Origin of the sequence: Microbacterium sp. LMI12-1-1.1 (assembly GCF_040676455.1) — a bacterium.
GTDB lineage: Bacteria > Actinomycetota > Actinomycetes > Actinomycetales > Microbacteriaceae > Microbacterium.
The window spans coordinates 182,352-199,062 of sequence record NZ_JBEGIA010000012.1; the positions used below are offsets into that span (position 1 = coordinate 182,352).

Here is a 16,711-nt window from a genome sequence, read left to right on the forward strand (position 1 = left end):
GCCCACGCGCCTGAGCGCCGGCATCCGCGGAGTCGATCTGCGGATGCCGGCGCTTCGTGTATGCGGTCAGACGACCGTCGTGCCGAGCAGCGTGCCGATGAGCCAGGTGACGACGAGCGCGAGCGCGCCGCCGATCACCAGACGTGTCGCCGCGCGCACGCGCGGCGCACCGCCGAGGCTCGCCGACACCGTCCCCGTCGCCGCGAGGGCGAGCAGCACGGCGACGAAGGTGACGGGCACCCGCCACTCCGGTGGCGGAAGCAGGATCGCCAGCAGCGGCAACAGCGCACCGAGGGTGAACGCGATCGCCGACGAGAGCGCCGCGTGCCACGGATTGACCAGGTCCTCCTGGTCGATGTGCAGCTCCACCTCGAGGTGGGCCGACAGCGCGTCGTGCGCGGTGAGCTCGTGGGCGACCACGCGCGCCGTCGCCTCGGACAGGCCGCGGTCGCGATACAGCTGCGTCAGCTCCTCCAGCTCCTGTTCCGGCATGTCGCGCAGCTCGCCGCGTTCTTTGGCGATGAGCGCGCGCTCCGAGTCGCGCTGACTGCTCACCGACACGTACTCGCCGAGTGCCATGGAGATCGCCCCGCCGACGAGCCCGGCGATGCCCGCGGTGAACAGCGCGCCGGTGTCGGTGGTCGCGCCGGCGACGCCGACGACGAGCGCGGCGACCGACACGATGCCGTCGTTCGCACCCAGTACGCCGGCACGCAGCCAGTTGAGTCGCTGCCCGAGTCCGGCGCCGTGGGGCTCGCCGGGATGAGAGGTCGCGGTCACGTGCCCAGTCAACCAGCCCGATTCGTGAAATCGAGCTTCGTCGGGTAAAGTCTTGGAGGTTGCGGGACGCAGTTCCGCAGACATTCGGGGCTATAGCTCAGGCGGTTAGAGCGCTTCACTGATAATGAAGAGGTCCCAGGTTCAAGTCCTGGTAGCCCCACCGAAAGCCCCGGGGCCTTAGCTCAGTTGGTAGAGCGCCTGCTTTGCAAGCAGGATGTCAGGAGTTCGAATCTCCTAGGCTCCACAGAACACACGAAGCCGGTTCCCGCAAGGGGCCGGCTTCTTCGTTCTCTGGGAAGTCTCGCGCGGATAGGGTGAAGCATGGACCTGCGTGTCGCGGCGTACGCGGTGATCATCGACGAACACGACCGCCTTCTGCTCGCCCACTGGAACGAGGGCCGCCGCGCCGCGTGGACGCTGCCCGGGGGCGGGCTCGAAGAGGGTGAGGATCCTGAGCGTGCGGCTCGCCGCGAGGTCAGGGAGGAGACGGGCTATCGCGTCGCGATCGGGCCGCTGCTCGGCATCCACTCCCGTGTCATCCCACCCGGCCGCCGGTTGAAACCGGGCGCCGACCTGCCGCTGCACACGCTGCGGATCGTCTACCGTGCGCACGTCACCGGTGGCCGCCTGCGCCATGAGAAGAACGGCTCGACCGACCGCGCGGAGTGGTTCCCGCTCGCGGAGGTGAACGCGCTGCAGCGCGTGAAGCTCGTCGACATCGCGCTCGAGATGGCGGCCGTCGAGCTGCCGCCCTCGTGAGCGTGGGCTCAGCCGTCAGTCGATCGGCTGCGTGATGTCGGCGACCGTCGCCCCATAGGCGGCGATGAGGTCATCGGCGTCGACGAACATGCTGTAGCCGTGTGCGCCCGCGCCCATCGCGATGCGCTGGCCGACGATCTGGCTGTCGGCGTAGATCGGCCAGTCGTGGGTGCTGCCGAGGGGCACGATCGTCCCCCGCTCGTACCCGGTGGCGGCCAGCGCGCGTGCGGGATCCGGCAGCTGCAGCTTGTTCACGCCCACCACGGCCCGCAGCTTCGGCCACGAGATGGCCCGGTCACCCGGGACGAGCGCGAAGAGAAAGGTGTCGTCGCTGCGCTTGACCACGAGGGTCTTCACGATGCCGGACGCGGGGATGCCGAGGATCGCGGCCGCCTCGGGCAGGCTGTTCGCCGCCGGACGCTCGCGGATCTCGATCTCCAGACCGCGCGCGGAGGCCGCCGCGCGAACGCGGTCGACCCCCGTCAGTGCCTCGCCCGTGGCGGGCTCAGGCATCCGGAGCGCGCAGCGGGTCGTCCGCGACCCAGAGCTCGTCGTCGGCGCGGAGCGTCTGCCATGCGGCGTAGAGCACGCCGACCGCGGCTGCGACGCCGAGGATGATGGCGATCACGCCGCCGGCGCCCATCCCCTTCTTCTGCGGTGCGGACCGCTCGAGCTTGGCCGAGAGGTACCGGCTCGCCTCGCGAGCGTACTTGTCGGCCTTCTTGCCGTAGTTCTTCGAGTCGGGCAGTGCGAATCCGCGGCCGCTGGCGAGCTGCGCGCGCGTGTCGTTCGCCGCATCCCAGACCGACAGCGCGGAGCCGACCACGGCGCCTGCCGCGGGGATCACCGTGCTGTTGACGACCTTCTTGCCCTTGTCGACGTACGGTGCGGCGTACTTGTCGTAGCCGGCCTGCATCTGCGGCTTTACCTGTTCGCGGCCGAAGTGCCCGAGCTGGCGACTTGCTTCGCGTGCGACGGATGCGGCCTCACCGACCAGCACCTGCTGCGACTCCCACAGCTGGTTCGCCTGCTTCTGAAGCTTCTCGAGTTCCTTCTTGCGCTTGCGGCTGACGCTCACGGTTGCCCTCCCTGTCGTGGGGATGTCGTCTCCCCATCTTGCCAGACCCCCGCCGAGACGGGAGGGGTTGCAGTGAACTCTGAGACAATGTAGGAATGCCGCTTCATACAGCTGTCGCAACGATCCACACCAACTACGGCGACATCGTCGTCAACCTGTTCGGAGACCACGCCCCCCGCACCGTGCAGAACTTCGTCGGGCTCTCCGACGGGTCGCAGGCGTGGACGCACCCGGCGACCGGCAAGCCGGGCGAGGGCCCGCTGTACAAGGACGTCATCTTCCACCGCATCATCTCGGGCTTCATGATCCAGGGCGGCGACCCGCTCGGCCAGGGTGTGGGCGGACCGGGCTACAACTTCAACGACGAGATCAACGGCGAGCTCACCTTCACCGATCCCTACAAGCTCGCCATGGCGAACGCCGGCCTGCGCCGCAACGCGATCACCGGTCAGCCCGAGGGCACCAACGGCTCGCAGTTCTTCATCACCGTCCCCGGCCAGGGGGGCCGCGGACCGGAGTGGCTGCAGGGCAAGCACACGATCTTCGGCGAGGTCGCCGATGATGCTTCGAAGGCCGTCGTCGACACCATCGCCGAGGTTCCGACGGCCGCCGGCGACCGCCCGGTCGAGCCGGTCGTCATCGAGTCGATCGACATCGCCTCGGCCTGACGGTTCGCGCACCGGGCGTGCGGCGGAACACCGCCGCGCGCCCGGGTCCGCCGCAGCCCTGAGCCGACGAAACCCACAGACGGGGGCCGCGTGAGCACCGACGACTTCCAGCGCAACCGCGAGAACTTCTGCTACCGGCATCCGGATCGGCAGAGCTTCGTCCTCTGCCAGCGATGCCTGCGCACGATCTGCCCGGAGTGCCAGACCCCCGCCGCCGTCGGCGTGATCTGCCCCGAGTGCCTGCGCGACCAGCAGAAGTCGCAGTCGCCGGCGCAGCGCAAGGCCGAGCGCCGCTGGTCGCGTCCGCGCGCGGTGTCGGCGTCGTCGGGACAGCCGATCGTCACCTACACCATCATCGGCCTCACCGCCTTCGTGTACCTGCTGACACTCATCCCCGGCGGAGTCGGCGATGCGGTGCAGCAGACGCTGCTCTACTGGGCGCCGTTGATGTACCCCGACGTGACCGGTCGCTTCGAGCCGTGGCGTCTGCTCACCGGCGCCCTCGTGCACGCGGGCATCTGGCATGTGGGCCTCAATATGCTCGCGCTCTGGATGATCGGCCGCAGCCTCGAACCGCTCCTCGGCCGGTGGCGGTTCCTCACCCTCTACGTGCTGAGTGCCATCGGCGGCTCGGTGGCGGTGACGCTGCTCTCGTTCACGACGCCCGTCGTCGGGGCGTCCGGCGCCATCTTCGGCCTGTTCGGCGCGCTGCTCGTGATCGGGCGCCACATCGGCGCGAACATCGCCGGCATCGCGGTCGTCCTCGGCATCAACCTCGTCATCGGGTTCATCCCCGGATTCAACGTGTCGTGGCAGGCGCACGTCGGCGGCCTGCTGGTCGGCCTGCTGGTCGCGTTCATCTTCACGCGCACCCGCGCGGTGCGGCAGCGCGGCCTGCAGATCGGCCTGCTGGTCGCCGTCGGTGCCGGACTCGTGGCGCTCCTCTTCGTGCCGGTGGTCTTCCCCGGTGTGGTCCTCGCGTAAGGCTTCAGGCGCGCCGAGCCGGAGTTATCCACAGGTCCATCCACAGCCTGGGGAGAATGACACGGGTGTAATTCACAGGTGTTAACAGAGTTGTTAACAACTCAGGATGCGGGCCATCACGCGGGTTCTGCCGCCGAGATGACGGCATCCGCGCACGGAAAAGCCCCGGTCGCCATAGACCGGGGCTTCTCGCTCGCAGCAGCTCGCTATCGCCAGCGCGTCGTCATGAGGAAACCGATGAAGGCGATACCGAAGCCGATCACCAGGTTCCATGCCCCGATGTCGGGGATCGGGAACGCCATGCCGCTCAGGTAGAAGACGAGGATCCAGACCAGACCGATGAGCATCAGTCCGATCATGATCGGCTTGAACCACACCGGGTTGGGTGCGGCCTCGCCTTCTGCGCGCTCGACGAGCGAGTCGTCGTCTTTGCCGGGTCGTGCCATGGGAAGAGTCTAACTGCCAGCCGACCCCAACACTTGCTGTGCGAGAATCCCCCTGTGGATGAAGCGGTGTCCGGTCTGGGGCGCGCCGCGCGGAGGCAGCAGACCCCGCGCCGGCGCACGTCCGTCGTCGGTGTCATCGGCGAGGTGCTCATCACCGCCGGTGTCATCGTGCTCCTCTACGTCGTCTGGCAGCTGTGGGTCGGCGATCTGATCTATGGCGCCGAGCGCAACGCCGAAGGGACCCAGCTCTCGCAGGAGTGGGCGGAGCAGTACGAGGGCGAGGATCCCGTCGTCGCCGCGCCGGAGCCGGATCCGTCCGCACCGGCCGCTCCGGTCACGGCGCCGCCGCCGGTGCTCCCCGAGCCCGGCGACGGCGAGAAGTTCGCCGTCATGCACGTCCCCCGCTTCGGATCGGACTACGCGGTGCCGATGGCTGGTGGTGTGACACGTTCCCGCACCCTCGACCCGATCGGCATCGGCCACTACCCCGGCACCAAGATGCCGGGCGAGCCCGGCAACTTCGCCGTCGCCGCCCATCGCACCACGTGGGGCAAGCCGTTCAACCGCATCGCCGACCTGCACGTGGGTGACGCGATCGTCGTGGAGACGCAGGCCGGCTGGTACACCTACCGCTTCCGGACGCTCCAGTACGTCCGCCCGAACGAGGTCGAAGTGCTTCTTCCCGTACCCCAGGCCATGGACGTCCCCGCCGGCACCGCCTACATCACCCTGACGAGCTGCAGCCCCATGTACGCCATGACCGAGCGCATCGTCGCCTACGGCGTGTTCGAGTCGTTCACGCCCCGCGATGCCGGGGAGCCGGCATCCCTCCAGGCGGTGGCCTGATGTACGCGGCGCTATGGCGAGTCCTTCCCGGCCCGGGGTGGGTGCGGGTGCTCATCCTGCTCGTCCTCATCGCGGCGGTGCTCTACGGTCTGCTCTTCTACGTCTTCCCCTGGGTGAGCCAGTTCGTGAACCCGCAGGATGTCACCGTGGGGCTCCCCGCCGCCCCGTCGGGTGCGCCGGTGTCGTGACCGCGGCACCGTCAACGGGGCGCATCCTCGTCGTCGACAACCACGACAGCTTCGTCCACACCCTGATCGGCTACCTGCACGAGCTCGGGGCGGAGACCGACATGGTCGAGGCCGATGCAATCGACGACCCCGCGGGTGTCGTCGCGGGTCGCCGCGCGGTGCTCGTCTCACCCGGACCGGGCACCCCCGCAGCCGCCGGCGCGTCGATCGCCGTCGTCCGTGCGGCGGCATCGGGCGGCATTCCGCTCCTCGGCGTGTGCCTGGGCCACCAGGCGATCGCCGAGGCCTACGGGGCGACGGTCGACCACGCTCCCGAGCTCATGCACGGCATGACATCGCTCGTGCAGCACGACGGCTCGCCGCTCTACGCCGGGCTCCCCGACCCGTTCACCGCGACGCGCTACCACTCGCTGGCGATCGTGCCCGAGACGCTGCCGGCCGAGCTCGTGGTCACCAGCAGCACGGCGAGCGGCGTCATCATGGGCGTCGCCCACCGCACCGCGCCCATCGTGGGCGTGCAGTTCCATCCCGAGAGCGTGCTGACCGAGGGCGGACACCGCCTGCTGGGCAACTGGCTCGCATCGGTCGGATTCACGGATGCCGCAGCCCGCGGCGCGACGCTCAGTCCCCGACGCGACGCCTGAGCTCGCTACGGGCCCGTGCAGTAGATCAGCGTGATCTCCGAGTGCACCGGCACGTCGCCGGGGGTCAGCGACTGCGACTGCACGGTCGCGGGGTCGGCGCCGGCGCAGTTCGGGTCCTCCTGCGCGGTCACGGTGAGCCCGACCTCTTCGAGCTCACGTGTGGCCGCGTCGACGGTGTAGCCCCGCACGTCGTCGATCGCCACCCGGCCGGAAGCCACGACGAGGTTCACCATCGTGCCGGCGGCGACACTCGCCCCGTCGACCGGATCGCTCGAGATCACCGTGCCGGCGGCCAGGTCCTTGTCGTTCTGCGGGGTGACGGTGCCCAGCTGCAGCCCGGCGGTCGTGATGGCGGCTGTCGCGGCATCCTGCCCGAGTCCGACCAGCGTCGGCACCGTCGACATCTGCTGTCCGGTCGAGACGTACACGCTGACCTGCTGGTCGGGCGTCACCGACGTGCCCGCCTCGGGGTCGGTGCGGATGACGTTGCCGGCGGCGACCTCGGTGTTCTCCTCGTCGACGCGGATCGCCCGGAGGTCGGCGTCGGCCAGTGCTTCGTTCGCCCGCTCGTAGGTCATGCCCGACACATCGGGCACCTCGCGCACGTTGTCGGGCAGATCGTCGCGCGGCTGGATGGTGAGCACCCAGAACAGCAGCGAGATGAGGAGCACCGCCAGCAGGGCGACGCCCGCCCAGATCCAGGCGACCGGCGGACCGGCCTGCGTGCGCTTCATCGTCGTGTCGGTGCTCAGCTGGCGCAGCGACCGCGCGGTCTCGGCGGCCTGGCGCGGGTTGGGGCCGTACAGCTCGCTGGTGAGGGCCCCCACCTGCCGCTTCGACGGCTGCCGGCCGTCCACGGTCGCGTCGAGCGCCTCGCGGAAGCCCGCGGCGTCCTGGTAGCGCTGGAACGGGTCCTTCGCGAGGGCGCGGAGCGCGACGGTGTCGAGGGCGCGGGGCACCGTGTCGTTCACCTCGGACGGCGGAACCGGCGCCTCGCTCACGTGCTGATAGGCCACCGCCACCGGGGAGTCGCCGCGGAACGGCTGGCGGCCGGTGAGCAGCTCGTACAGCACGACGCCGGTCGAGTACACGTCGGCGCGGGCATCGACGGGCTCCCCCTTCGCCTGCTCCGGCGAGAAGTACGCGGCGGTGCCCAGGATCTGGGTGGTCTCGGCGACGGTCGACGAGCTGTCCGACACCGCGCGGGCGATGCCGAAGTCCATCACCTTCACCTGACCGGCATCCGTCACCATGACGTTGCCGGGCTTGATGTCGCGGTGCACGACACCGGCGCGGTGCGAGTACTCGAGAGCCTCGAGGATGCCGTCGACGTAGCGGACGGCATCCGTCACGGGAACGGGGCCTGCGGCGATGATCTCCTTGAGGAGCCGGCCCTTGACCAGCTCCATCACGATGAACGGGACCGGGCGGACGGTGCCGTCGGGCGACGTCAGGGAGTCCTCGCCGGCGTCGTACACCCGCACGATCGTCGGGTGGGCCATGCGGGACGCTGCCTGCGCCTCGAGGCGGAACCGGGTGCGGAAGGCGTTGTCGTCGGCCAGCTCGCGGTCGAGGATCTTGATCGCGACCTCGCGGCCCAGTGTGAGGTCGTACCCGCGGTAGACGCTCGCCATGCCGCCTCGGCCGATGGGCTCATCGATGCGATAGCGCCCCGAAAGCACACGCGGCTCAGCTGTCACGGTCACTCCCTGCCTGGAACATCAGCCACACTAGCCGAGCGAGAGCGGGTCACGCGTGCCGCGCGACCCGCTCTGCGGATTCACTCAGCCAGGCTCACTCGTCGTCGGACTCGTCCGTGGGTCCGGGAGTGGGAGCGGCCTGGATCAGCACGGTGGCCTCGCCCGACTCGCCCGACGTGCGGTTGCCCGCGGTGCCGCCGCTGCAGGTGACGTTGTACGTGACGATCACCGTCTGGCCCGCTGCGTCGCCCGCCGTCACGGTCGCCGACCGCGCGTTCTGCGGGAAGCTCGGCCCGTTCGTGATCGTGCCGTTCTGCACCGTGAAGGTGTAGGCGCTGACCGAGCCGGCGCCTGAGGGGCACGTATAGCCGTCCCACATGACGGTGAGCTGCTCCCCGGGGGCGACGGATGCCGGAGCGCCCTGGAACGTCGGGGAGCTCGGCGTCGGCATCGGGGTCTGGCCGGCGTACGCGGTCAGCTCGATGATCGTGCCCTTCGGGACGTTGCCGGTCGGGCTCACGCTGTAGACCTTGCCCACGCTCGCCTCGTCGGGCGCCGCGTTGCCCTCGACGCAGTTCGCACCGAGGCCGAGGGCGTCAAGTGCCGTCGACGCGGCGGCGCAATCCTGCCCCACGTAGTCGTCCGCGACGACGTTCGCCGTGGTGGGTGTCGGCGTCGGCGTGTCGGTCGGCGTCACCGACGGCGTCGAAGTGGTCTTCGTCGGGTCGGGCGCGGGCGTGTCCTGGTTCGCCACGACCGCCCAGATGGTGCCGATGAGCACCAGGAGGAGCAGAGCGATGAGGGCGATGAGCGGCCAGGTCCAGGGGCTGCGCTTCTTCTTCTCCGCCGCCTCTTCGGCGCCCTCTTCACCGGGCGCCGGCATGATGCGCGTCGCGGCCGACGTGTCGGAGCCCGCCGCGAGCAGCTGCGTCGCCGCATCGCCCGCGGCGACGCCGGCGATGGCCGGGACCGCCGCGGCGGCTGCCGCGACATCGCCTCGGCGCAGCGCGGTGGCGGCGCGCGCGACGGCAGCCGCGGAAGCCGGACGCTCCTCGGGCTTCTTCGCGATCATCGCCATCACGAGGTTCTGGACCGGGACGGCGACCGTGGCCGGCAGAGGTGCCGGCTGCTCGTTGATCTGCGCCATCGCGATGGCGACCTGCGACTCGCCCGTGAACGGGCGCTTGCCCGCGAGGCACTCGTAGGCGACGATCCCGAGCGAGTAGATGTCGGTGGCCGGCGATGCCGGATGCCCGGACGCCTGCTCGGGCGACAGGTACTGCACCGTGCCCATCACCTGGCCGGTGGCGGTGAGCGGCACCTGGTCGGCGATGCGCGCGATGCCGAAGTCGGTGATCTTCACGCGGCCGTCGGGCGTGATGAGGAGGTTGCCGGGCTTGATGTCGCGGTGCACCAGACCGGCCGCGTGCGCGGCCTGCAGTGCGGCCGACGTCTGCGCCACGATGTCGAGGGTCTTGTCGGTCGACAGCGATCCGTCGCGCTCGAGGACCGTCGACAGCGCCTCGCCGGGAACGAGTTCCATGACGAGGAAGGCGCTGCCGGCCTCCTCGCCGTAGTCGAACACGCTCGCGATGCCCTCGTGGTTCACGAGGGCCGCATGGCGGGCCTCGGCACGGAAGCGCTCCAGGAATCCTGGGTCTCCCATGTATTCGTCTTTGAGGATCTTGATGGCGACGGTCCGTCCGATGACGTGGTCGGTCGCTTCCCAGACCTCGCCCATGCCGCCGATCGCTATGCGCGAATCGAGTTCGTATCGGCCGCCGAAGGTCACGCCCTGCGTCGGTCTCATTTGCCCAGCACCGCCTCCATGACCTTCTTCGCGATAGGAGCGGCGATGGTGTTGCCGCTGCCCGACTGTCCTTGCCTGCCGCCGTCCTCCACGACCACTGCGACCGCGACTTCGGGGTTCTGGGCCGGGGCGAACCCTGTGAACCAGAGGGTATATGGCTCGTCGCCGGTGTTCTCCGCGGTTCCGGTCTTTCCGGCCACGTCGACCCCGTCTATTCTTGCACCCGACGCAGCACCGTCACTGACATTGGCCACCATCATCGTGACCAACTCATCCGCGAGGGCCGCGTCGAGAGCCCGCCCGAACTCCGTGTCGTCGAAGGTCTTCTGTACCGACAGGTCCGGGCCGATCACACGATCCACCATGCGGGGGTTCATCACCGTGCCGCCGTTCGCGATGCCGGCCGACACCATCGCCATCTGCAGCGGCGTCGCCGTCACCTGACCCTGGCCGAACCCGCTCAGCGCCGTCTGCGCGTCGTCCTGGATCGTCCGCGGGTATCCCGACGGCGTCGAGATGAGCGGCAGCTCGAACGGCTGGTTGAAGCCGTACTTCTCGGCCTCTTCGCGGATGGCGGTGTCGCCGAGCTCCACAGCGAGTTCCGCGAACGGGATGTTGCAGCTCAGGCGCAGCGCGTCGGCGAGCGTGACCGTGTCGCCGCCGCCGCACGTGCCGCCGCTGGCGTTGTGGACGATGCTGCTGGACTGCGGCAGCTGGTAGGTCGCGGGGTTCGGGAGCGTCGACTGCGGCGTGTAGTCGCCGGACGCGAGGGCGGCCGAGGCCACCACGAGCTTGAAGGTCGAGCCGGGCGGATTCAGGTCGCCGGCGATCGCACGGTTCGACAGCGGTTTGCCCGGATCGGCGACGAGGGCGTCGTAGGCGTCGTTCACCGCGTCCGTATCGTGTGATGCGAGGACGTTGGTGTCGTAGCTCGGGCTCGTCACCAGCGCCAGGATGCGCCCGGTCGACGGCTCGATCGCGACGATGCCGCCCTGCAGGTCGCCGAGCGCCTCGTAGGCGGCCCGCTGCACATCGGCGTCGAGGGAGAGCACGACGTTCGAGCCGCGCGGCGGCTGTCCGGTGAAGATCCGCTCGACGCGCGAGAAGAACTGCGAGCCGGCTGTGCCGCTGAGCTCCTGGTTCATGGCCAGCTCTATGTTGGTCGCCGAGTTCAGCACCGGGTTGATGTAGCCGGTGACGGGCGCCCACATGTCGGCATCCGTGTACACGCGCTGCCAGCTGTAGAGGTCGTCGGACGGCACCGACGAGGCGATCGCGGCTCCGCTCGCGATGATCGACCCGCGCTGCACCTCGTACGAGTCGTAGAGCGAGCGACGGTTCTCCGGGTTGGCCGCGAGCTCGTCGGCCTGGATCACCTGGATCCAGCTCGTCGACGCGAACAGCGCGAGGAACATGACCAGCATCAGGACGCTGAGGCGACGCAGTTCTTTGGTCATGTCAGCCGATCACCACCCGGGGCCGGCTGCGGACGGCATCCGAGATGCGCAGCAGCAGCGCGACGATGATCCAGTTCGCCACGAGCGACGAGCCGCCCGCCGCCAGGAACGGCGTCGTGAGGCCGGTGAGCGGGATGAGGCGGGTGACGCCGCCGACCATGATGAAGACCTGCAGCGCGATCGTGAACGACAGGCCGGTGGCGAGCAGCTTGCCGAAGTCGTCCTGCCCGGCCAGGCCGATGCGGATACCGCGGCTCGTGAAGACCATGTACAGGCACAGGATCGCGAACACGCCGATCAGGCCGAGCTCTTCGCCCAGCGCCGGCAGGATGTAGTCGCTCTCGGCGACCGGCGTGAGGTACGGCCGCCCCAGCCCGAGCCCGGTGCCCAGGAGCCCGCCGTTCGCCATGCCGAAGATGCCGTTGACGAGCTGGTAGCTGGATCCGCCCATCAGGTCGGGGTTGAACGCGTCGAGCCAGTTCGTGAACCGCGCGCCCACGTACGGAAGGATCCGCGACGCGAGGAACGCGCCCGACACGGCGAGCACGACGCCGATGAGCACCCAGCTGGTCTTGCCGGTCGCGACGTAGAGCATCGCGACGAACATGCCGAAGATCAGCACGCCGGTGCCGAGGTCGCGCTGCAGCACGATGATGCCGAGCGAGACGAGCCAGATGACCAGCAGCGGCCCGAGCTCGCGTCCGCGCGGCCAGGTGAGGCCGAGGAACCGGGTGCCGGTGGAGGTGAGGCTCTCGCGTGTGCGCACCAGGTAGCCGGCGAAGAAGATGCCGAGGGCGATCTTGGCGAGCTCACCCGGCTGGAATGAGAAGAAACCCAGGTCGACCCATACATCGGCGTTGCCGCCGCCGCTGAGGCCGGGGATCACCGGCAGGATCAGCAGGGCGATGCCGACGAAGCCGAAGATGTATGTGTAGCGGAACAGCACCCGGTAGTTGTGCAGGAACATCACCACGAGGATCGCCGCGATGAGCGCGATCGCCGCCCACGCCAGCTGCCGCGTCGAGTACGCCTCCCAGCCGTGGCGCTCCCAGTTCAGGTCGAGCCGGTAGATCATCGCGAGGCCGAGCCCCGTGAGGAGCGTCGCGATGGGCACGACGAAGGGGTCGGCGTCGCGGGCGCGCAGGCGCAGCAGGATGTGCAGCGCGATCACGAGGGCGGTGAGGCCGCCGCAGTAGACCAGGAACGTCCAGTCGATCGCGCCGAGCGCGCCCAGCTGGACGAGGGCGATCGCCGACCCGTTGATCGTGAACGCGAAGACCAGCAGGGCCAGCTCGCGGTTGCGCTGGGTCTGCGGCACGCGGATGCGTCTGAGCGCCCGCACCACGGCGGTGTCGGTCGAGACGGCGTCGGTGGGTGTGCTCGCGGGGGCGCTCATCCGCCTCCTCCCGACAGGTCGCTGATTCCCGACACGATCTGCCGTGCGTGCGAGAGCGAGTTGGCCGAGATCGTGCCCTCCACCGTCGCACGGGCGAAGGCGGACAGCGAATCGAGCGGGATCTCGGTGTCCTCGTAGGGCGTCGACAGCGAGATCGGCCCGATGTTCTGCTGCACGCCCTGATAGATCACGACGGTGTCCTCATCGGCGCCGACGAAGTAGCGCGTCTGGGTCCACTGGTAGCCGATCCATGCGGCGCCGGCGAGGAGCACGAGCACGAGGGCCACGCCGACCATCCACCCGACGCGCCGGCGGCGGGCGCGCCGCCGGTCCTCCTCGATGAGCTCCTCGAGGAACTCCGCGGCAGGCTCGAAGTGCGTCGGCTCGTTCGCCGACTGACGGTTGGGGTGCAGCCAGCTCGTGCGGCCGGGGCGGGCGGCGGGCACGTCGATGCCGGTCGGGTTGGACGCGGAGCCCACGATCGTGGGCGTGCCGGAGAAGAGCGGATGCTGCCCGCCGACGTCGACGATGACGATCGTGACGTTGTCGGGGGCGCCGCCGTCGAGGGCCTGCTTCAGCAGGCTGTCGGCGGTGCGTCCCGGCGCGAGTCCGAGACCCATCGCCTTCGCCGTGTGCGGGTCGTCGACCACGCCCGACAGGCCGTCCGAGCAGAGCAGCCAGCGGTCACCCGGCTGCGTCGGCATGATGAACGTGTCGAGCTCGGGGTCGGTGTCCATGTCGCCGAGCACGCGCATGAGCACGGAACGGCGCGGGTGGTAGCGGGCCTCTTCGGGCGTGATGCGGCCGGAGTCCACGAGCCGCTGCACGAAGGTGTGGTCGGTGGTGATCTGGGTGAGCGCGCCGTCGCGGTAGAGGTAGATGCGCGAGTCGCCGATATGGGCGATGACGGCGTATTCGTCGACCATGATGAGCGCGCTGACGGTGGTGCCCATGCCGGCGAGCTCCGGCCGGAGGCCGACGGTGTCGGCGAGGTCGACCGCGGCATCCGATATCGCGTCACGCAGCGCCCGTTCCGCGTCGGCCGTGGAGTCGTAGGGGCGGTCGAGCACCTGCAGCCGGGTGATCGCGATGCTCGAGGCGACGTCGCCGCCCGCGTGGCCGCCCATGCCGTCGGCGACGACGAAGAGGTTCGAGCCGGCATAGCCGGAGTCCTGATTGTTGGAGCGCACCTTGCCGGTGTGCGAGATCGCGGCGCTCGAGCCCTGGAAGACCATGTGGGAGGGGTCCGCCCGCTACTTCCGCAGCTCGAACGTCGTCGCGCCGACCTTGATGGGCGCGCCGATGTTCACGGGGACGGGAGAAGTCACGCGGGCGCCGTCATGCCAGGTGCCGTTCGTCGAGTCGAGGTCCTGGATCATCCACTGGTCCCCCCACAGCACCAGACGGGCGTGGTGGCTGGAGGTGTAGTCGTCGCGGACCACGAGGCCGGACTCGCTCGAGCGCCCGATGGTGAGCGGCTCGTTGCCGAGCGGGAGCTCGAGCCCGGTCTTGGGTCCGCTCGTGATCACGATCCGCGAGACAGCGGCCGTCGTCGCCGGTCCGCCCGGCTTCGCGGGCGCTGCAGACGCCACGGGTGCGACCGGCGCGGTGACCGAGGCGGCCGCGGCGGGGACGGATGCCGCAGGCCCGACCGCGGCGGCCGCGGCATCCGGCATCCGGCGCACCTTGACGCCGAACAGGTCGGCGCGCAGCGAGTACACGACGGCGAAGACGAACGCCCACAGCAGCACCAGGAAGCCGATGCGCAGCAGCAGAAGGGTCAGCTCGCTCATGCCAGCGGCCCCCGCTCCTGCGGGTCGTACGCGGCGCGCGCGTCGAACGCCCGCGTGGCGTCGTCGACCGGTGCCGCCGGTCGCGCGGTCGCTGCCTGTGCGACGACGCGGAACACGATGTCGGTGCGACCGATCCGCACCGTCGAGTCGGGTGGCAGCGCGGCCTCGCCGACCTTGCGGCCGTCGAGCAGCGTGCCGTTGGTGGAGCCCAGGTCGCGGACCATGGCGCGCTCGCCGTCCCACAGGATCTCGACGTGCTTGCGGCTCGTGCCCGAGTCGGCGACCGTGATGTCGGCGTCGCTGCCGCGGCCGATGACCGTGCGCGACTTCGTCAGGGGGATGCGGCGGCCCTCGACGTCCACCACGCCGCGCCACGCGACGCGGCCGCCCTGGGCCGTCGTCGACTCCACTCGGAGCGTGCCGGTGGACAGTTCGTCGTCCCGTCGCAGCGAGATCGTCACCGGGCCGGCGAACGAGTAGCCCTGGGCCTTGGCGTGCGCGTGCACGAGCGTGTCGAGCTCGTGCGTGAGCGCGTCGCCGAGCGCCGAGATGCGGTCGTCGTCGGCGGGCGAGAGCCGCACGGTGAAGGTGTTCGGTGCGAGGATGCGGTCGCGGCTGACCACCGCGGCCTTCTTGTCGAGTTCGCTGCGCAGGGCGGACGCGATCTCCACAGGCTGGATGCCGCTGCGAAAGGTCTTCGCGAACGCGCTGTTCACCGCGCGTTCGAGACCTTTCTCGAAGCTGTCAAGTAGTCCCACGGAGCTCCTCTTGAGGGGGGTGCCGGTTGCTACATGCTAATTGCACAGTCTGTGCCGACGATGGATCGTGCTGGCGATCAGGCGAGTTAGAACCAGGCCGCGACGCATGATATCCTCGGCAAGTTGAGTTTCGCGGGATCTTCGGATGCCGTGACTCGCGCGAGTGGCGGAATAGGCAGACGCGCTGGCTTCAGGTGCCAGTGCCCGAAAGGGCGTGGGGGTTCAACTCCCCCCTCGCGCACAGCGCATCGAAAGCCCCCGGGTATCCCGGGGGCTTTCGGCGTCTCACGCACCTCCGAGGGGCGACGACAGGCGCATTAGGCTCGCATCATGAATGGCCGGGACTCCGCCCAGGATGACAAGCCGCTCGACCTGCCCGGGGTCGATCCACTGGGCGAGAGTGTGTACCTCGCCGTTCTCATGGCGGGACGCATCCGGGCGCGAGACGTGGCGGCGAAGCTCGGCCTGGATGAGCCGACCACGTTCGCGGGCTTGGAGGAGCTGCGCTCCGCCGGGCTCGTCACGCGACTGGAATCGGCGGACCCCGATTACTCGGCCGTTGACCCGCGCTTTGCCGTGCGTGCGCTGGCCGAGCAGCTGAGTGAGCAGACGCAACGGCTGCGCGAGGCCATTCCCGCGCTCGCGGATCACTTCGATGCGGCTGCCACCACTTCTGCGGATGTGCCGCAGAGCATGTTCGTCACCGATCCGGATGCCGTCGCCGGCTGGTACGCGCGTCTCCAGCACCAGGCGGAGCGTGAGTTCCTCGCGTTCGACCGTCCACCGTATGTGGCCGCTTCCTTCGACCCGTTCGAGTCCGCTGTCCTGGCCCGGGGCGTCCAGTGGCGCGCGATCTACACCGTGTCGAGCTTCGACGAGGGCGCGACCTGGGACGAGGTCGGAGCGCTCGCCGAGCAGGGTGAGCAGTCGCGCATCACCGACGACCTGCCCATCAAGCTGGTCGTCGTCGACCGCGCCGTCGCCCTCGTCTCACTGAGTCTCGAACCTGGCGAGGTCGTGGCGCTCGTGACCCACGCGCTGCCCCTGGTCGCTGCGTTGTGCACCCTCTTCGAGTACGAGTGGGCGAGAGCCGTCCCGCTGACCGCGGCAGCGTCCCCGCACGGTCTGCCCGAGACGACCAGACGTTATCCCGCACCGCAGACGGACAGCCCCTCGTCCGAGGATCTCGCCATCCTGACGCTCATGGCCGTGGGGATGAAGGACGACGCCATCGCGCGCCGACTGGGGATCTCGGCGCGCACGCTGCGACGGCGCAGCCAGGAGCTCATGGCCGGCCTCGGAGCGAGCAATCGTTTCCAGGCCGGTGTGGAGGCATCCCGGCGCGGCTGGATCTGACCGCGGATGTAACGCTGGCGTTTCAACAGTTGGCCGGTTGAGGTCGGT

Annotated in this window: 18 protein-coding genes and 3 tRNA genes; 10 read left to right on the forward strand and 11 right to left on the reverse strand. The window is 69.6% G+C overall.

The window, feature by feature from the left end; translation table 11 throughout:
* Window positions 1-66: 66 nt before the first annotated feature.
* Window positions 67-792, reverse strand: a complete 726-nt coding sequence (locus MRBLMI12_RS09530; RefSeq protein ID WP_414686214.1) for a VIT1/CCC1 transporter family protein — start codon at window positions 790-792, stop codon at window positions 67-69.
* A gap of 74 nt (window positions 793-866) precedes the next feature.
* Here MRBLMI12_RS09530 and MRBLMI12_RS09535 point away from each other — a divergent pair.
* The 3 genes from MRBLMI12_RS09535 (at window position 867) to MRBLMI12_RS09545 (ending at window position 1,539) form a co-directional block, all read left to right on the forward strand.
* Window positions 867-940: transfer RNA gene (locus MRBLMI12_RS09535), tRNA-Ile, on the forward strand.
* 11 nt (window positions 941-951) lie between these two features.
* Window positions 952-1,024: transfer RNA gene (locus tag MRBLMI12_RS09540), tRNA-Ala, on the forward strand.
* A gap of 77 nt (window positions 1,025-1,101) precedes the next feature.
* On the forward strand, window positions 1,102-1,539 hold the full coding sequence (locus tag MRBLMI12_RS09545) for an NUDIX hydrolase (protein WP_363356064.1): 438 nt from the start codon (window positions 1,102-1,104) through the stop codon (window positions 1,537-1,539).
* 15 nt (window positions 1,540-1,554) lie between these two features.
* Here MRBLMI12_RS09545 and MRBLMI12_RS09550 read toward each other — a convergent pair whose 3' ends face one another.
* Together MRBLMI12_RS09550 and MRBLMI12_RS09555 are read right to left on the reverse strand one after the other, a co-directional pair.
* Entirely contained in the window at window positions 1,555-2,052 is a 498-nt protein-coding gene (locus MRBLMI12_RS09550; RefSeq protein WP_363356066.1) for an aminoacyl-tRNA deacylase, read from the reverse strand.
* Window positions 2,045-2,617, reverse strand: coding sequence for a DNA helicase (locus tag MRBLMI12_RS09555; RefSeq protein WP_349425723.1), 573 nt, complete (start codon window positions 2,615-2,617; stop codon window positions 2,045-2,047). Before MRBLMI12_RS09555 ends, MRBLMI12_RS09550 begins: the two co-directional genes overlap by 8 nt.
* 95 nt (window positions 2,618-2,712) lie before the next feature.
* Here MRBLMI12_RS09555 and MRBLMI12_RS09560 point away from each other — a divergent pair, with 95 nt between their 5' ends.
* Both MRBLMI12_RS09560 and MRBLMI12_RS09565 read left to right on the forward strand, forming a co-directional pair.
* The gene (locus tag MRBLMI12_RS09560; RefSeq protein WP_363356068.1) at window positions 2,713-3,285 is read left to right on the forward strand and encodes a peptidylprolyl isomerase; all 573 of its coding nucleotides are present in this window, start codon (window positions 2,713-2,715) and stop codon (window positions 3,283-3,285) included.
* A 90-nt stretch (window positions 3,286-3,375) separates the two neighbouring features.
* Complete coding sequence (locus tag MRBLMI12_RS09565) at window positions 3,376-4,269, forward strand: rhomboid family intramembrane serine protease (RefSeq protein WP_349425725.1); 894 nt, start codon at window positions 3,376-3,378, stop codon at window positions 4,267-4,269.
* 206 nt (window positions 4,270-4,475) lie between these two features.
* Here MRBLMI12_RS09565 and MRBLMI12_RS09570 read toward each other — a convergent pair whose 3' ends face one another.
* The gene (locus MRBLMI12_RS09570; protein ID WP_045301992.1) at window positions 4,476-4,715 is read right to left on the reverse strand and encodes a cell division protein CrgA; all 240 of its coding nucleotides are present in this window, start codon (window positions 4,713-4,715) and stop codon (window positions 4,476-4,478) included.
* 54 nt (window positions 4,716-4,769) lie between these two features.
* On the opposite strand from MRBLMI12_RS09570, the gene MRBLMI12_RS09575 reads away from it, so the two are divergent.
* The 3 genes from MRBLMI12_RS09575 to MRBLMI12_RS09585 are packed head-to-tail and all read left to right on the forward strand — an operon-like array spanning window position 4,770 to window position 6,393.
* Window positions 4,770-5,561, forward strand: a complete 792-nt coding sequence (locus MRBLMI12_RS09575) for a class E sortase (protein ID WP_363356071.1) — start codon at window positions 4,770-4,772, stop codon at window positions 5,559-5,561.
* Window positions 5,561-5,749: a hypothetical protein gene (locus MRBLMI12_RS09580; protein WP_349425727.1), complete on the forward strand. Its 189-nt coding sequence runs from the start codon at window positions 5,561-5,563 to the stop codon at window positions 5,747-5,749. Before MRBLMI12_RS09575 ends, MRBLMI12_RS09580 begins: the two co-directional genes overlap by 1 nt.
* Window positions 5,746-6,393, forward strand: coding sequence for an anthranilate synthase component II (locus MRBLMI12_RS09585; protein ID WP_349425728.1), 648 nt, complete (start codon window positions 5,746-5,748; stop codon window positions 6,391-6,393). The genes MRBLMI12_RS09580 and MRBLMI12_RS09585 overlap by 4 nt, the downstream gene beginning before the upstream one ends.
* Window positions 6,394-6,398: 5 nt before the next feature.
* On the opposite strand, the gene pknB is transcribed toward MRBLMI12_RS09585, so the two are convergent.
* The 7 genes from pknB to MRBLMI12_RS09620 form a co-directional block, all read right to left on the reverse strand.
* A complete protein-coding gene (gene pknB / locus MRBLMI12_RS09590; protein WP_363356073.1) occupies window positions 6,399-8,093 on the reverse strand; it encodes a Stk1 family PASTA domain-containing Ser/Thr kinase in 1,695 nt (564 codons plus the stop codon).
* A 94-nt stretch (window positions 8,094-8,187) separates the two neighbouring features.
* Entirely contained in the window at window positions 8,188-9,903 is a 1,716-nt protein-coding gene (locus MRBLMI12_RS09595; protein WP_363356075.1) for a serine/threonine-protein kinase, read from the reverse strand.
* On the reverse strand, window positions 9,900-11,360 hold the full coding sequence (locus MRBLMI12_RS09600; RefSeq protein WP_349425730.1) for a peptidoglycan D,D-transpeptidase FtsI family protein: 1,461 nt from the start codon (window positions 11,358-11,360) through the stop codon (window positions 9,900-9,902). The genes MRBLMI12_RS09595 and MRBLMI12_RS09600 overlap by 4 nt, the downstream gene beginning before the upstream one ends.
* Before the next feature lies 1 nt (window position 11,361).
* Complete coding sequence (locus MRBLMI12_RS09605) at window positions 11,362-12,756, reverse strand: FtsW/RodA/SpoVE family cell cycle protein (RefSeq protein WP_363356077.1); 1,395 nt, start codon at window positions 12,754-12,756, stop codon at window positions 11,362-11,364.
* Window positions 12,753-13,991 (reverse strand): PP2C family protein-serine/threonine phosphatase, encoded by a 1,239-nt coding sequence (locus MRBLMI12_RS09610; RefSeq protein ID WP_349425732.1) that lies wholly within the window; start codon window positions 13,989-13,991, stop codon window positions 12,753-12,755. The genes MRBLMI12_RS09605 and MRBLMI12_RS09610 overlap by 4 nt, the downstream gene beginning before the upstream one ends.
* A gap of 18 nt (window positions 13,992-14,009) precedes the next feature.
* Window positions 14,010-14,549, reverse strand: coding sequence for an FHA domain-containing protein FhaB/FipA (locus MRBLMI12_RS09615; protein ID WP_363356080.1), 540 nt, complete (start codon window positions 14,547-14,549; stop codon window positions 14,010-14,012).
* Complete coding sequence (locus MRBLMI12_RS09620; RefSeq protein WP_363356083.1) at window positions 14,546-15,307, reverse strand: DUF3662 and FHA domain-containing protein; 762 nt, start codon at window positions 15,305-15,307, stop codon at window positions 14,546-14,548. The genes MRBLMI12_RS09615 and MRBLMI12_RS09620 overlap by 4 nt, the downstream gene beginning before the upstream one ends.
* Before the next feature lie 157 nt (window positions 15,308-15,464).
* Here MRBLMI12_RS09620 and MRBLMI12_RS09625 point away from each other — a divergent pair.
* Both MRBLMI12_RS09625 and MRBLMI12_RS09630 read left to right on the forward strand, forming a co-directional pair.
* Window positions 15,465-15,548, forward strand: a tRNA-Leu gene (locus MRBLMI12_RS09625).
* Between the two features lie 89 nt (window positions 15,549-15,637).
* The gene (locus MRBLMI12_RS09630; RefSeq protein ID WP_363356085.1) at window positions 15,638-16,663 is read left to right on the forward strand and encodes a helix-turn-helix transcriptional regulator; all 1,026 of its coding nucleotides are present in this window, start codon (window positions 15,638-15,640) and stop codon (window positions 16,661-16,663) included.
* The last annotated feature ends 48 nt before the right edge of the window (window positions 16,664-16,711 follow it).

Bases quoted from the DNA above. Each gene is read 5' to 3' on its own strand.
- MRBLMI12_RS09560 (WP_363356068.1), top strand. From the start codon at position 2,713: ATGCCGCTTCATACAGCTGTCGCAACGATCCACACCAACTACGGCGAC.
- MRBLMI12_RS09545 (WP_363356064.1), top strand. From the start codon at position 1,102: ATGGACCTGCGTGTCGCGGCGTACGCGGTGATCATCGACGAACACGAC.
- MRBLMI12_RS09550 (WP_363356066.1), bottom strand. From the start codon at position 2,052: ATGCCTGAGCCCGCCACGGGCGAGGCACTGACGGGGGTCGACCGCGTT.
- MRBLMI12_RS09615 (WP_363356080.1), bottom strand. From the start codon at position 14,549: ATGAGCGAGCTGACCCTTCTGCTGCTGCGCATCGGCTTCCTGGTGCTG.
- MRBLMI12_RS09605 (WP_363356077.1), bottom strand. From the start codon at position 12,756: ATGAGCGCCCCCGCGAGCACACCCACCGACGCCGTCTCGACCGACACC.
- MRBLMI12_RS09580 (WP_349425727.1), top strand. From the start codon at position 5,561: ATGTACGCGGCGCTATGGCGAGTCCTTCCCGGCCCGGGGTGGGTGCGG.
- MRBLMI12_RS09600 (WP_349425730.1), bottom strand. From the start codon at position 11,360: ATGACCAAAGAACTGCGTCGCCTCAGCGTCCTGATGCTGGTCATGTTC.
- MRBLMI12_RS09595 (WP_363356075.1), bottom strand. From the start codon at position 9,903: ATGAGACCGACGCAGGGCGTGACCTTCGGCGGCCGATACGAACTCGAT.
- MRBLMI12_RS09610 (WP_349425732.1), bottom strand. From the start codon at position 13,991: ATGGTCTTCCAGGGCTCGAGCGCCGCGATCTCGCACACCGGCAAGGTG.
- MRBLMI12_RS09570 (WP_045301992.1), bottom strand. From the start codon at position 4,715: ATGGCACGACCCGGCAAAGACGACGACTCGCTCGTCGAGCGCGCAGAA.
- MRBLMI12_RS09630 (WP_363356085.1), top strand. From the start codon at position 15,638: ATGAATGGCCGGGACTCCGCCCAGGATGACAAGCCGCTCGACCTGCCC.